The sequence below is a fragment of the Corynebacterium amycolatum SK46 genome (genome assembly GCF_000173655.1).
Classification (GTDB): Bacteria; Actinomycetota; Actinomycetes; order Mycobacteriales; family Mycobacteriaceae; genus Corynebacterium; species Corynebacterium amycolatum_A.
The window spans coordinates 1-14,429 of sequence record NZ_ABZU01000007.1 but is presented as its reverse complement, the minus strand read 5'-3'; the positions used below and the strand labels follow the sequence as shown (position 1 = coordinate 14,429).

The window sequence follows — 14,429 nt, the reverse complement described above, 5'->3', positions numbered from 1 at the left end:
CGGTGTCCTTAAAACGTGTCCTTGGGTTAGTCCTCCGGCATGAACTTGTCTTCAAGTTCACGGAACCGGCGGATGTCTTCCACGACGCGGCTGCCGTCAGCCGACTGGATCGCGAGCATTGGCACAAACTCAAAGTCAGGCAACTCCAAGCGAGCCCAGCGGGACTTCTTTGGAAAACTCAGGCCGTAGATATCGACCCACGGGTAGAACTTCTCATTGAGTAGATTGCGAACTTCCACGCCCCTGGCGTTTACGCGAACGCGAGCCCGAGTCAGCAGCAGGATTACCCCGGCGATGATCAAACCAATCGTTGGGAAAGCCAGCTGGTCGATAGTGGTCACCGAAGCGCCAGTGTTACCAAAGTCCACCACGATGCCCATGAAGATATGAATCGCGAAGACCACAACTGCAGCGATAATCGCCCAAAGACGCAGCTTTTGCGAGGTGATTTCCAACAGCCATTGGTCTTCGCTACCGGTGTCGACGGCAGTCGAATTGCTGTGGCGTTCGGAGTTGCCCATTCTTACTCAGCTCCACCTTCACGAAGGGACTTCAACACGGCGACGGTATGCAGTGCTGCGGCCATGGCCTCGCGACCTTTATTCTCCGCAGCTCCCGCACCGCCGGCACGATCAATTGCCTGCTGTTCAGTGTTGCAGGTCAACACACCATTGCCAACTGGCGTTTCACAGTCCAGTGCGATTCGCGTCAGGCCCTCAGTCACCGAGTCGCAGACATAGTCGAAGTGCGGCGTACCACCGCGGATAACGCATCCCAGCGCCACCACGGCGTCGTGAGTTCGCGCGAGCTGTTGCACCACAACCGGAATCTCCAGAGCGCCGACGACAGTCACATCCGTAACTACAGCGCCGACCTCCTCGGCCTGGGCCAGCGCTTCACGACGAAGCTGCCCGGTGATCTCCTCGTTCCAGTGAGAGGTGACCAGACCGACGGTCACACCAGTGGAATCGGGAACGGAAATTTCAGGAAGACCTGCGCCACTCATCTACTGTGCTCCTTCTGTCGAAATGCCGTGGGGCTCCATGTACTCATCCAACCAAGGAAGTTCATGGCCCATGCGTTCGCGCTTTGTCAACAAGTATTTCAAGTTATCCTCGTTGACCTCAACTGGCACCGGTACCCGGCGGCTCATCTCCAGCCCATAACCGCCTAGGCCGGCACGCTTAGTCGGATTGTTCGTTAGCAGCGCCATAGAGGTGACGCCCAGATCCTGCAGAATCTGCGCACCTGTGCCGTACTCGCGGGCATCCGACGGCAAACCGAGTGCGAGATTGGCATCAACGGTGTCAGCGCCCTCATCTTGCAGGTGGTAGGCCTGGAGCTTCGGCATCAGACCAATGCCTCGGCCTTCGTGACCGCGCATGTAGAGGATGACGCCGCGCCCCGCTTCGTGAACCATGCGCATGGAGTTGTGCAGCTGCTGACCGCAATCGCAGCGGCGAGATCCCAATGCGTCGCCGGTGAGGCATTCGGAGTGGACACGCACGAGGACGTCCTGGCCATCGTTGGAAGAAACATCACCCACAACGAGAGCGACATGCTCGACACCGTCGATAAGGCTGCGGTAGCCAACGGCACGGAACTCGCCGTAGTCGGTCGGCAGCTTGGTTTCGACAACGCGTTCAATCAAGTGCTCGTTGTGGCGACGGTATTCAATCAGCTGCTCAATGGAGATCAGCGCTAAATCGTGTTTGTCGCAGAAACGACGCAGTTCCTCCGAACGCGCCATACCGGTTGGATCTTCCTCGGAGACAACCTCACACAGCATGCCGGCGGGACGAAGTCCTGCTAGGCGGGCGAGATCGACCGCAGCCTCAGTGTGGCCGGCACGGACGAGGACGCCACCCTCGCGAGCTCGCAACGGGACCACGTGTCCTGGTCGGGTGAAATCGTGCGGGCTCGAGGTGGGGTCAGCCAGAGTACGAATAGTGTTCGCACGATCTGTGGCGGAAATACCGGTCGTACCGGTGTTGGCATCCACGGTCACTGTATATGCGGTACCGCGGGCATCCTCATTCTCTGACACCATCGGTGGCAGATTCAGACGCTCACAGTCTTCGGCGGTCAGCGGCGCGCAGATGTAGCCAGAGGAATAGCGCACCATAAAGGCAACAAGTTCAGGCGTTGCCTTCTCGGCGGCGAAGATGATGTCGCCCTCGTTCTCACGATCTTCATCATCGACGACGACCACGGCCTTACCGGCCGTGATGTCCGCAATGGCCCGCTCAACAGAATCGAACTTAATCACAGTCTTGTAGCTTATCTTTCCAACATTTTTTCGACGTACTTGGCTAGCACATCGACTTCCAAATTGACCTTGGCGCCTACCGCGATCGAACCAATAACGGAGTCCGTCAGCGTCGTCGGTATCAGGCTGACCTCAAAGAACCCCTCGCCTACTGCAGAGACGGTCAACGAGGTGCCGTCCACGGCAATTGAGCCCTTTTCCACGACATACTTGGAGAGCTGTTCCGGCAGGGAAATCCGCACTACCTCCCAGCGCTCCCCTGGCGTGCGCGAAATAACCTTGCCGGTGCCATCGACATGTCCCTGCACGATATGGCCCCCGAGGCGTTGACCGACTGCGGTTGCACGTTCGAGGTTGACCTTGGAGCCGACCTCTACCTGGCCGAGGCTCGACCTATCCAGAGTCTCTTGCATGAGATCAGCGTTAAAGAAATCATCGCCAAACTCCACGACGGTCAAACAAACGCCATTGACAGCAATGGAATCACCGTGGTGCACGTCGTCAAGCACGGTGGATGCGCGAATGGTCAGAGTGATGGAATCGGCTTCGCGGTGGATTTCGCGAATTTCGCCGAGTTCCTCAACAATTCCTGTAAACATAGTGGTCAGGAAAATCCTTTACCGTTTGTTATAAATTGAAAGATTTTTACAAAATTAACTCTAGCCGGTCTACCCACGATCTTTGCCACTGCGGAGTGCCGTGATCAAAATGTCATCCCCCAAAGTCTCGACCGAGGCGGTGCGGAACCGCGAGATATCGGTGATGGTGGTCTCGTGGTTGGCCGATGTCACTGGCAGACCAGCGCCGAGAAACGCCGGGGCAATGTAAGACTCAATCGCGTCGACAGCATCGGCTTCTAAGAAAGCGCTGGCGAGCCTTGGGCCGCCTTCTACCAGCACGTCAATAAGCCCCATATCCGCCATTGTCTCCAGCGCCACTTCCACATCGTGAGTGCGAATATGGCGGAAGTTATCGCCGCGGATATTCGCATCGGCGGCGACCTCCGAGGTGCCAATCGCGATGCGCAGGGGTTGCGTTGACAGCTCCTCGCCGTCTGGTGTGCGCGCGGTCAATCGCGGATTGTCAGCGAGCACTGTTCCCGTTCCGACGACAATCGCTTGCCGACGTGCACGATCAGCATGTACCCGTGCCCGCGCCTGCTCCCCCGTAATCCACTGCGAGGTGCGGTCGGTAGCGGCGGCGAAACCATCCAGCGTGCCCGCCGTCTTCAGCGTGATGTGTGGGCGCCGAGTGCGCTGCCAGTGTAACCATGGACGTAGGTAGCCGGCGGCTACTTGGTCACGCTGGAATTCTTCAACGACCTCGATGCCTTTATAACGCAACCACTCGCTGCCGCCAGCGGCCACGGGATTAGGATCGGCGACTGCAAATATGACGCGGGAAACACCGGCTGCCGCAAGTGCCTCGGTGCACGGTGGTGTACGGCCGATATGGTTGCACGGCTCGAGCGTGACCACTGCAGTGCCGCCCTGAGCTCGTGGCCCCGCCATCTCCAATGCCTGTGGCTCTGCGTGTCGCCCGCCTACCGGCTCAGTTCCGGCCACACCTACCGCGATTCCTGCGGTATCGAGGATGACGCAACCAATCGGTGGATTGGGATAGGTGGTGCCCCGAACTCGCTGGCCGGCTTCTATGGCCAATGCCATTGCTTGCGCGTCAGTCAGCGGCTGTGCGGAGACCATATCCGGAAACTGTGCCACCGTTGCCTCACCGCCGTCTACTTAGTTGCAGCAGCGGTTGCCAATGCGCGCAGCTCATCGACAGCCGCCGCACGATCCTCAGCGCCGAAAACGGCCGACCCTGCAACGAAGGCGTCACAACCAGCGGCGGCAGCGGATTCGATGGTCTTCGCGGAGATACCACCGTCAATCTCGATCAGAGTATCCAGCCCTTCGGCATCAATGCGTTCACGCAGCTTCTCGACCTTGGCTAGCTGATCCGGCATAAAGGACTGGCCCCCGAAACCGGGTTCGACACTCATGACCAGCACCTCGTCGAATTCGGCGAGGTGATCCAGCCACGGCTCAATTGGGGTACCCGGGCGCAGCGAGAATCCAGCCTTCACACCCTGGGAACGAATGCGGCGTGCCAGCGCGATGGCATCGTCGGCGGCTTCCACATGGAAAATAACGGAGCTCGCCCCCGCCTTGATATAGGTGTCGACCCACTTCTCCGGGTTCTCAATCATGAGATGGACATCCAAGTACTTCCCCGTCACCGCAGCTACGGCCGCCAGCACCGGAGCGCCGAAGGACAGGTTGGGAACGAAGTGGCCATCCATGACGTCGATATGCAGCCAATCTGCATTGGCTACAGCCGCAACCTCGCGGTCGAGGCGAGCGAAGTCAGCAGCGAGAATGGACGGGGCAATAATTGGTGCGCTCATAACCTCTGAGCCTAGTCGTTCTTGCGCAAAACTGAGAAGAACATCGCATCGGTGCCGTGGCGGTGTGGCCACATCTGCACTGATGGATACGGTCCGACATCAGTCATCGGTGCTACCAACTCGTGTGCATTCAGCTCAGTCACCGGCAGTTCCGTCACTGCCCTATCGACAATGCCCCTGGTTTCCCGCAGATGCGGAGAACACGTGGAATAAACGATGATGCCACCCGGCCGTGCCAGACGCACAGCTTCACTGAGCAGTTCAAACTGCAGCGTAGTCAACGAGTTCAGATCGGACGGCGACTTCCGCCAGCGCGCTTCCGGGCGACGGCGGAGCGAGCCCAAGCCAGAACACGGCGCGTCTACCAAGATGCGGTCAAAGCCTGTCTCCAGCCCGGTATCACGACCGTCCGCAACGGTTACAGTCACTGGCAGCCCGGCCGTGGCCTTCTTCACCAGTTCTGCGCGAGTCGCCGATACCTCAACAGCATCGAGCTTCGCGCCCTCAATAGCTGCGATGCCGCCGATGAAAGCTGACTTACCACCGGGGCCGGAACACAGATCTAACCAGCGGCCGCTGTCTTCACCGGCAACGGGTGCCTTGGTGACGGCACGCGCAATGAGCTGAGAACCCTCGTCCTGCACCGCAGCCAAGCCCTGTCGGACCGGCTCCAGCTCTCCAGGGGCACCGGAGTCCAAGCGCACGCAGTACGGCGACCACGGTCCCTCTTCACCGCCGGTGATCAGTGCCAATTCCTCGGCAGTAATCTCGCCCGGACGAGCGACCAAGTGCACAAGCGGGCGCGCATCGTCGGCAGCAAGTGCCTGCTGCAATTCACCGGCTTGTGCACCGAGTGCGCGGGCAAACTCCATCGCGATCCAGCGCGGGTGGGCATGCTTCATCGCTACGTAGCCAATCGGATCGGTCGCAGGATCCGGCGCAATCTCAGACACCCATTCGCTTTCGGTCTGCGAGGAGACCTTCCGCAAAATGGCATTGACAAAGCCGCGCGCGCCAGGTCCCGCCACCTTCGCCACTGACCGCACCGAGGTATCGACCGCCGCGTAGGCGTCGACGCGCGTACGCAGCAGCTGGTACGTGCCCAGGCGCAGCACGTCCATCACCGGTCCAGCAATATCGCTTAACGGGCGTGACGACGATGCCTCAATCACGGCGTCCAACAGGCCTTCCGCCCGCAGTGTGCCGTACGTCAGCTCAGTTGCAAAAGCAGCATCCCGGCCCTTGAGCTTGTGTGCCTTCAGCAATTTGGGCAGCAGCAGGTTCGCGTAAGCATCATTCTCGCGAACATCGGCTAATACCTTTAGTGCGACCTTGCGCGGCTGGTCGATGCCACCACGGTTGTCCCCACCTCTGTTGTCACGGTTACGGTTGCGGTCATTGCGGTTCTGTCCGGCGCGGTTGCCACGCTGCCGTCCGCCACCGGTGTGGCGGGGTTTGTCGTTGCCCATTTACTCGCAGACCTTTCCGCCGGGTTGGCTACCTCGCGCCCAGTCGGACGCATCCATCATCTTCTTACCCTGTGGCTGCACCTTCACCAGCTGCACATAGCCATCGGCACAACGCACGGATACCCGGTGCTTCTCCACTACCAACTCACCCGGTGTGGCGGCTGCCGCCTCCGGATCAGCTGCCTTTCGCACCTCTTCGACTGCGGCGCTGTCCTCGTCGGAAAGCGGGGTGAGCTCTCCGACCTTCAAACGTGAGCCGTCGAGGGTCGTCCACGCACCTGGGGCAGGCGTGAACGCGCGAGCGCGGCGGTCGAGAAGATGGCGCGGCTGCGTCCAAATGATTCGGGCATCCTCCGGCCCGAACTTAGCGGCGTAACTGACATCCTGTTCCGGCTGAGCGGTCGGACGCAACGCACCGGCTTCGATGCCGTCCATGGTGGCGGCTAGAAGATCTGCGCCGGAGTATGCGAGGCGGGTCAAAAGGTCGTCGGCATTATCGGTCGGGCGAATCGCTTCGGTGACGGTACCGAAAACTGGTCCGGTATCCAGGCCCTTTTCAATCCGGAAAGTACTGGCGCCCGTGACTTCATCGCCAGCGGCGATAGCTGCCTGCACCGGCGCGGCACCTCGCCAAGTAGGAAGCAGCGAGAAATGCAGATTAACCCAGCCGTGCGTCGGTACATCGAGCAATTCCTCCGGCACGAGATTGCCGTAGGCGACCACCGGGATGCAGTCGGCGTTTAGTTCGCGAATCTGCTGTTGGATTTCCTCATCGCGCAGGGTCGTCGGGGTGAGCACGGGAATGTCGTGTTCCAAGGCCAAAGCCTTCACCGGCGAGGGCGAAAGCGACTTGCCGCGGCCACGGCGGGCATCAGGGCGAGTGAGAACAGCGACGATCTCATGGTGGGAGTCTTCGAGCAACTTCTTCAGTGCAACGACAGCGGGTTCCGGGGTTCCGGCAAAAATCAGGCGCACAGTAAGTGGATTCCTTCCTGGTGGACCTAGTTGTTCTAGTTAATCTAGTGATGAAACTCGGGGCGCCACACCCGGAGGGGCTCGGCGCAGGTGAGTTAACCGCGGTTGAGGAACCAGTCCTGTTCACGTAGAGAACGCATCGCGGTCTTGCGCTCGTCGCCCTCGAGCCGCTTCAAAAACAGGACACCGTCCAGGTGGTCGCTTTCATGCTGTACGCAGCGAGCCAGCAAATCATCAGCTTCGAAGCTCACCGGTGTGCCGTGGCGATCCTGGCCAGTAACGCGCACACGTGCGTGTCGAGTCACGGGTCCATTAATACCCGGGATAGATAGGCATCCTTCGATTTCGTGGACAGTCTCGTCGCCGATGGCTTCCCATTCCGGATTGACGATGTGCCCGCGGGTGCCATTGCAGTCGTAGACAAAGACGCGCTGCAGCACGCCGACCTGGTTTGCCGCGAGCCCGACGCCCTGTTGCTCGTCCATCGTGTCGAACATGTCATCAATCAGGTGCGACAGCGTCGCGTCGAAATCAGTGACGGTTTCCGCCTTGGACAGCAACACCGGATCGCCGAAAAGACGTACCTCACGAACTGCCATGAACTTAGAGCCTCCAAGAAAACTGGTGTGAATCAAGCGATAACGCGCTCATTTTAGCAGCTAGCCGAAATTAATCGGATCGACGACGACGCGCACTGGCGTCGGGTCCTTCCTGGTCGCTCGAACGACCTGTGCTGCCTTCAACGCCGCTCCCACTGCCCGTGCTTGGCGACGGTCACAGCGCACCAACATCCGCTGAATAGGTGTACCCGGTTCCACGCCTGCTGGTGGCCTGGCATTGCGGGGAAGGTCTACCGGCCCCAGGATTTCCGCACCCGATGGAACCTCCAGGGACTCCATGAAGTTACGCAGGCCCTCTTCAGTCCCATCCACTGCTGCCACGTGAAAGGCCGGAGGCAGAGCGGCAGCTGTACGGTCGGCCAATTCCCTATTCGCAGCGCCTACCGCGTCCCATGCCAGGAGATCGGCCACAGTCGGGACTGCAGCATCCGCATCGATAACCACCGCCCCGCCTCGCTCCCGCGGGCGCGCAAGCGTGACAGCTCGAGACCAATGCGCATATGCCTCTTCGTGAGCGCGCAAGTCCTGCCGGCCGAGCATCGCCCAAGTGTCCAGCAGCATCACTGCACCGTAGCCCGCCGGCGCATAAGGCTCGGCTCCCGGCGTGGCCACCACGACCCTCGGGCCTTCGGGAATGTCGTCAACAATGCGTTCGCCAGAGGAAGCGACGACTGGGAATGGACTGAAAATACGGCCAAACTCTTCCGCCGTACGTTCACTGCCGACCACGACTGGCCGAATCTTGGTGGAACCACAGCTATGGCAACGGTGGTGGATGTCGATGCGGCCACACCACCGACAGGTCGGCGGCGCCGGATCGTCCGGGTTATCGGACGGTGGAATTCCCAGTGGACCGTTACACCAGCGACAGCGCGCAGGCGCGCCACAGGAGCGACACGACAGTGTCGGCACATATCCCTTGCGGGGTACCTGGACCAGAATCGGAAGCTCTTCGCGCAGAGCGGCTTTTGCCCGTCGAAAAGCGATGGCAGGAAGGCGTCCCCTACTGACGTCATCCGGGTCTTCGGAAGTGTCCGTCGAGGCGATCATCTCCGGCATGGACTCAGCCAGGGCGTCAGTGCCTGCTACCAGATTGTGCGCCCAACCTGAGGAGACCAGCAGCTGCACCTCGGCTGTCCGGCTATACGACGCAAAAATGAGAGCGCACCCCTCCTGCGCACTACGCGTGACCAGCACCTCGCGAGAGTGCACGTAGGGTGCGCGGGGGTCTACGAGGTTGTCATCGCCATCATCGACAATCACTGCTAAACGCAGATTCTTCACTGGCGCGTACGCTGCCGAGCGCGTGCCGACGACTATGCGTCCCTGGCCGTGCAGGATATCCAGGTAGCGGCGATAGCGGGACTCGGGACCGAGGCCAGCCCCGAGAAGAGTGAGCTGACGGGCAGAAATGAGCTCGCGAAAAGCGCTCTCGAAGCGCGCCTGCGTGCGTGCGTCCGGAACAATGATGAGAACGCCGCCACCATCGCGGGCGACCGAAACGCTGAGCGCGGCTAGCATGGCTGCGACCTGTTCGCCTGGAACTGGCTGCCACGCTGCGCGCGCCGGGGCGCCCTTGCGGACGGAATCGACAAAGGATTCGCCGAAGACGTAGTTGCCCCAAGCGGAAAGGTCCGGATCTTCGGTGGCAAGCTTTCCCAACTCTTCCCACGTCGGGGGCATATTTTCCTTGCGGGCACGTTCGGCCCGTGCATGACGGGTTGGGATGGCGGAGCGAATGATGTTTGAGCGCGTTGCGCCGTAATACTCCGCCAGAGAATCCACCAACCGTCGAAGCTGTGGCGGATAGACAACCTCAGAGCTGATGACATCCTTGAGATAGGACAGTTTGCCGTCGTGAGTGGGCGTGGCACAGCGCTCCAGCACCAGCGCATTGACCAATTGGCCGTGGAAGCGAATCCGCACGCGGCAACCGACGACCGCTTCCTCGGCTAGTGCGCGCGGAACCAGGTAATCGAAGGGGCGATCCAACTGCGGTAACCCCAAAAGCGGAAGCACCCGCGCGACTGGCAGCTTCTCAGCTGCGGCGGCGGGTGCGAAAGGGGCGTCGGTCATAGAGTCTTACTCTACTGCCCCACCCCAGGGTAATGCTGGCGGGTGGTGTTTATCCCAGGCCAGCGGCTGCGCGGAGCTCTTCAACACGGTTGAGTTGCTCCCACGGCAGGTCCAAGTCAGTTCGGCCGAAGTGACCGTAGGCGGAGGTCTGCGCATAAATCGGGCGCAGCAAGTCCAGGTCACGAATAATAGCGGCCGGACGAAGGTCGAAGACCTTGTTGATAGCCTCGCGGATGGCGTCGTCCGAAACGTGACCGGTGCCGAAAGAATCGACGTAAAGGCCTACCGGGCGAGCGCGACCGATAGCGTAGGCGACCTGAATCTCAAGGCGGTCAGCCAGACCCGCAGCCACGGCATTCTTCGCAACCCAACGGGTGGCATAAGCGGCGGAGCGGTCCACCTTTGACGGGTCCTTACCCGAGAATGCGCCGCCACCGTGACGAGCCATACCGCCGTAAGTGTCGACGATAATCTTGCGGCCGGTCAGGCCGGCATCGCCCATCGGGCCACCGATAATAAACTGGCCAGACGGGTTAACCAGCAGCTTCAATTCATCGGTAACAAAGCGCTCGCGCAAGTTAGCGTCGTCGAGCACCCAATCGACGACGTGAGTCTTAATCTGCTCGGTAATCCACTCCTGGGTCACATCCGGGTCGTGCTGCGTGGACACCACAACGGTGTCCAAGTACACCGGGTTATTGTCTTCGTCGTAAGCGAAGGTGACCTGAGTCTTACCGTCCGGCCGGAGCGACGGGACGATGCCTTCCTTGCGTACCTGCGTCAAGCGGCGAGCTAGGCGGTGCGCCAGCGCAATCGGCAGCGGCATGTACTCCGGAGTTTCGTTGGTAGCGTAGCCGAACATCAGCCCCTGGTCGCCAGCGCCCTTGAGATCTTCTGCTTCGACTTCGCCGTCAGAGCTGCGTGCTTCCAGAGAAGTGTGCACACCGTCGTGGATGTCTGAGGACTGCTCACCAATCGAAATGGACACGCCACAGGTCTTGCCGTCAAAGCCTTTTTCAGAAGAATCGAAACCGATTTCCTTCAGTCGACTCCGGACAATACCGGGGATGTCAACGTAGCTTTTCGTACGAACCTCGCCAACAACATGGACTAAACCGGTAGTCACCACAGTCTCAACGGCGACCATCGATGCAGAATCCTGCGCGAGCATAGCGTCGAGGATGGAGTCCGAAATCGAGTCGCAAATCTTATCTGGGTGCCCCTCGGTAACGGATTCACTGGAAAACAGCCGAAGATTAGAGGCCACGAGCAGTACAACTTTCTTCTAGATCATTTCCCCACCCCTGCGGTGTCGCTGCGGCGTGGGCTTTCGTTTGATTCGATAATTATAGACCAAGCGGTTCAGTTGCCGTAGTAGGCATCGGCTACTCCGCTGGCTGAGGTTCCTGTCGCAGCTCGGAAACTGCGTCCAAAATCGAACCGGCCACCGAGAATTTTGAGCCCCGCGGCACGTCCCACTGCTCGCCATCGAGAGACAGCAACCATCCGACGTTGTCCGTCGCACCGAAAGTTTGCCCACCCGAGACGTCGTTACACATCAGCAAATCGCAGCCTTTGCGCACAATTTTCTGCTTCGCAAGCTCGAGCGGTGTCGTCGTCTCGTCACCGGTTTCAGCTGCAAAACCCACCATCGTCGTGGTCGCCGGAATCTCTCCCGCTTGACGACGCTGCACAGTGGTAGCCAGAATATCCGGGTTCTCCACGAGTTGGATATTGCTTAAAGCATCATCTGCGACGCCCTTTTTCATCTTGGACCCAGCGGCGGATGCTGGACGGAAGTCTGCGACGGCAGCAGCAAAAATGCAGACATCGGCTAACTTGGCATGTTCATAGGTCGCCTCGGCCATTTCCAACGTGGAGTCAACCTTGACAACGGTAGCGCCCAACGGGGTCGCCAGCTGATCTGTGTGACCTGCGACCACAGTGACTTGGGCACCACGCTGAGCGGCCATTTCAGCGAGTGCATACCCCTGGCGGCCAGAAGAGTGGTTGCCGATAAAGCGAACAGGATCGATGGCCTCGCGGGTGCCGCCGGCAGTAATCATGAAGCGGACGCCCTCGAAGTCTCGGCGGAAGTGGCGTGGATTCTCGACGGCAGCCAATGCCAGCGAGACAATCTGCTCCGGCTCGGGCAGACGGCCTGGACCTGTGTCCTTGCCGGTCAGTCGGCCATGTGCCGGGTCGAGCACAATCGTGCCGTGGCGTCGCAGCGTTTCGACGTTCTCGCGGGTAGCTGGATGGTTCCACATCTCGGTGTGCATGGCAGGGGCCAGAACCACCGGGCAGGTCGCTACAAGTAAAGTCGCGGTGAGCAGGTCGTCGGCACGCCCGTGTGCGGCACGCGCCATAAAGTCGGCAGTCGCGGGAACTACGACGACGAGATCGGCCTCCTGGCCCACTCGAACGTGCTGTACTTCGTCGACTGCGTCAAAAACCGTAGTCGACACCGGGTTCCCCGACAGTGCCTCGAAAGTAGCTGCACCTACAAAGTTCAATGCGGACTCAGTGGGAACGACGCGAACATCGTGACCGAGTTCCTTGAAGCCACGAACAACGTGTGCGGCCTTATATGCAGCAATGCCGCCGGCAACCCCGACGACAACCTTTAAACATTCGGATACGTCAGCATTACCGGCGGTATGCATACAGATATCTCCCCTTAAGGAAATGCTCTAACCCTCAGTGTGGTCCAGCAGACCAGCGTTGATTTCACGAAGAGCGATGGACAGAGGCTTCTCAGCGACCCCCGGAGTAACCAGCGGGCCAACGTACTCCAGCATGCCTTCGTCAATCTGCTGGTAGTAGTCATTAATCTGACGTGCGCGCTTGGCGGCGAAGATAGCCAGCGCGTACTTCGAAGAAGCCTTACCAAGCAGCTCGTCGATCGGCGGATTGGTAATACCAATTGGCGGGTCGAACACTGCCTCGGTGGCGGTATTTTCCTGGGTCACGAGAAATCTTTCCTCAATAGAACGTGAGTTACTGGGGTGACAATAAAAACCGTCGTAGCAATAGAAACACCATTGCTTGAAAACGGTTTCTACTATCTATGATGTGGAGTCGCCCTGTTACTTGCCAGTAGTCAGCGCCCGAGCGATGGCTGCCACAGCATCATCGACATTGTCGTTGACAACAACCTCATCGAATTCGTGCTGAGCGTCCATTTCGACTCGCGCGGTTTCCAGGCGACGCTTGACTTGCGCCTCGGTTTCCGTGCCACGACCAGTGAGCCTGCTGACGAGAATCTCCCAGCTTGGCGGGGCCAAGAACAGCAGGTGAGCATCCGGCGCTACCTTACGGATGGAACGGGCACCCGCCAGATCCACCTCAACGAGCACTGGACGGCCCTCGGCGAGAGCTTTATCCACCGGGCCACGCGGCGTACCAGAACGCTGCAGACCACCGTGGATCTCAGCCCACTCGAGCATCTCTCCTGCATCAATATGCTGTTGGAACTTCTCCGGGGTCACGAAGAAATAGTCGCGGCCATCGACCTCACCCGGCCGTGCGGCGCGGGTGGTCATGGAAACGCTGAAGTACAGTCCGGGAACCTCGGCACGGAGCCGACTGACAACAGTGGATTTTCCTACACCGGCGGGGCCGGCGAGGACTACCAACTGACCGTTTTCATTCCCGGCCACGGCGACTAGTCCTCCACTGCGTAGCCGAAGCGCTCCAGCAGAGCGCGACGCTGACGGTCACCCAGGCCACGCAGACGACGGGTCTGTGCAATTTCCAGGTCATTCATGATGTCCTGTGCCTTGACCTTGCCGACCTTCGGCAGAGCTTCGAGCAGAGCGGAGACCTTCATCTTGCCGATGATCTCGTTCTCGTCAGCCTGCTTGAGAACCTCTGGCAGGTCGGTAGCGCCACGCTTCAGCTTGTCCTTGAGCTCTGCGCGTACCTTGCGGGCCTGAGCTGCCTTCTCGAGTGCTGCTGCACGCTGCTCCGGGGTCAACTGCGGAAGGGCCACGTGTTCCTCCGTAAAAATAGATTGGTTAGCTTCTTATTTACTAGCACGAGCCTCGCGTCCGCCGAAGGCAGGCAAGGACACCGTGCTTAACGATTGGAGACCGTACCGCACTTACCGGTTGTTGAGGCAAATGCTGACGGGGTGTCGATAAAAATGACACCAGGGCTATATCCGCCCCACCTTTCGGTCGTGGTCAACCAACTCCGGCGATTGTAGCACCGTTTGCCCAGGAGAATGGAAATTGACCACGGTTTTTGTACGGAATGCCCTTGATGCAGTGGCAGATTGCTGCGTATGCCATTTTTAACGACTTCCCAGGCAGTCGCGCCCGTAAGATATGCGCCTTAATCACCAGCTAGCAAACGATGCAAAAAGGATGAGTAAGGGCGAAAGCAAGGTAACTAGTGCAAGTACGCCTAACGCCGAGCTCTTCCTCGTTACTGCGATAGCTGCGACCGTTATCGTCGCTATCACTACCATCACCGTAGATACGATGCTGACCACTCGTTGTTCAGGGCCACCAGATGACCACACAAACGCCGAGCACAACCACCCGAATGCGGCCGCCACCCAAGCAATCCACTCTGCGGGCTGTCGTGTCTTGTTCTTGACCATTATT

16 protein-coding genes are annotated in these 14,429 nt (G+C 59.6%); 1 reads left to right on the top strand and 15 read right to left on the bottom strand.

Annotated elements, in window-relative coordinates:
- Positions 1-26: 26 nt before the first annotated feature.
- The 15 genes from CORAM0001_RS05840 to mihF form a co-directional block, all read right to left on the bottom strand.
- On the bottom strand, positions 27-521 hold the full coding sequence (locus CORAM0001_RS05840) for a PH domain-containing protein (RefSeq protein WP_005510815.1): 495 nt from the start codon (positions 519-521) through the stop codon (positions 27-29).
- Between the two features lie 2 nt (positions 522-523).
- Entirely contained in the window at positions 524-1,006 is a 483-nt protein-coding gene (gene ribH, locus CORAM0001_RS05835) for a 6,7-dimethyl-8-ribityllumazine synthase (RefSeq protein ID WP_005510781.1), read from the bottom strand.
- Positions 1,007-2,269: a bifunctional 3,4-dihydroxy-2-butanone-4-phosphate synthase/GTP cyclohydrolase II gene (locus CORAM0001_RS05830; RefSeq protein WP_005510804.1), complete on the bottom strand. Its 1,263-nt coding sequence runs from the start codon at positions 2,267-2,269 to the stop codon at positions 1,007-1,009.
- 11 nt (positions 2,270-2,280) lie between these two features.
- The gene (locus CORAM0001_RS05825) at positions 2,281-2,868 is read right to left on the bottom strand and encodes a riboflavin synthase (protein ID WP_005510801.1); all 588 of its coding nucleotides are present in this window, start codon (positions 2,866-2,868) and stop codon (positions 2,281-2,283) included.
- Between the two features lie 69 nt (positions 2,869-2,937).
- Positions 2,938-3,972: a bifunctional diaminohydroxyphosphoribosylaminopyrimidine deaminase/5-amino-6-(5-phosphoribosylamino)uracil reductase RibD gene (gene ribD / locus CORAM0001_RS05820; RefSeq protein WP_425265862.1), complete on the bottom strand. Its 1,035-nt coding sequence runs from the start codon at positions 3,970-3,972 to the stop codon at positions 2,938-2,940.
- Positions 3,973-4,007: 35 nt separating this feature from the next.
- Positions 4,008-4,676, bottom strand: coding sequence for a ribulose-phosphate 3-epimerase (gene rpe, locus CORAM0001_RS05815; protein ID WP_005510758.1), 669 nt, complete (start codon positions 4,674-4,676; stop codon positions 4,008-4,010).
- 11 nt (positions 4,677-4,687) lie between these two features.
- Complete coding sequence (locus CORAM0001_RS05810) at positions 4,688-6,145, bottom strand: RsmB/NOP family class I SAM-dependent RNA methyltransferase (RefSeq protein WP_005510742.1); 1,458 nt, start codon at positions 6,143-6,145, stop codon at positions 4,688-4,690.
- Positions 6,146-7,120: a methionyl-tRNA formyltransferase gene (gene fmt / locus CORAM0001_RS05805; RefSeq protein WP_005510780.1), complete on the bottom strand. Its 975-nt coding sequence runs from the start codon at positions 7,118-7,120 to the stop codon at positions 6,146-6,148.
- Between the two features lie 95 nt (positions 7,121-7,215).
- A complete protein-coding gene (gene def, locus CORAM0001_RS05800) occupies positions 7,216-7,719 on the bottom strand; it encodes a peptide deformylase (protein WP_005510753.1) in 504 nt (167 codons plus the stop codon).
- Between the two features lie 60 nt (positions 7,720-7,779).
- Positions 7,780-9,816 (bottom strand): primosomal protein N', encoded by a 2,037-nt coding sequence (locus tag CORAM0001_RS05795; protein WP_005510734.1) that lies wholly within the window; start codon positions 9,814-9,816, stop codon positions 7,780-7,782.
- A 49-nt stretch (positions 9,817-9,865) separates the two neighbouring features.
- Positions 9,866-11,083 carry a methionine adenosyltransferase gene (metK, locus tag CORAM0001_RS05790; RefSeq protein ID WP_005510790.1) on the bottom strand — a complete coding sequence of 406 codons (1,218 nt, stop codon included), beginning with the start codon at positions 11,081-11,083 and terminating at the stop codon, positions 9,866-9,868.
- A 118-nt stretch (positions 11,084-11,201) separates the two neighbouring features.
- Positions 11,202-12,482, bottom strand: coding sequence for a bifunctional phosphopantothenoylcysteine decarboxylase/phosphopantothenate--cysteine ligase CoaBC (gene coaBC, locus CORAM0001_RS05785; RefSeq protein ID WP_005510822.1), 1,281 nt, complete (start codon positions 12,480-12,482; stop codon positions 11,202-11,204).
- Positions 12,483-12,509: 27 nt separating this feature from the next.
- Positions 12,510-12,788 (bottom strand): DNA-directed RNA polymerase subunit omega, encoded by a 279-nt coding sequence (gene rpoZ / locus CORAM0001_RS05780; protein ID WP_005510796.1) that lies wholly within the window; start codon positions 12,786-12,788, stop codon positions 12,510-12,512.
- 117 nt (positions 12,789-12,905) lie between these two features.
- Positions 12,906-13,478, bottom strand: coding sequence for a guanylate kinase (gene gmk / locus CORAM0001_RS05775; RefSeq protein ID WP_005510748.1), 573 nt, complete (start codon positions 13,476-13,478; stop codon positions 12,906-12,908).
- Between the two features lie 5 nt (positions 13,479-13,483).
- Positions 13,484-13,810 carry an integration host factor, actinobacterial type gene (mihF, locus tag CORAM0001_RS05770; RefSeq protein ID WP_005510818.1) on the bottom strand — a complete coding sequence of 109 codons (327 nt, stop codon included), beginning with the start codon at positions 13,808-13,810 and terminating at the stop codon, positions 13,484-13,486.
- 376 nt (positions 13,811-14,186) lie between these two features.
- On the opposite strand from mihF, the gene CORAM0001_RS11430 reads away from it, so the two are divergent.
- A partial coding sequence (locus CORAM0001_RS11430) for a hypothetical protein (protein ID WP_040361360.1) occupies positions 14,187-14,429 on the top strand: 243 nt, incomplete at its 3' end.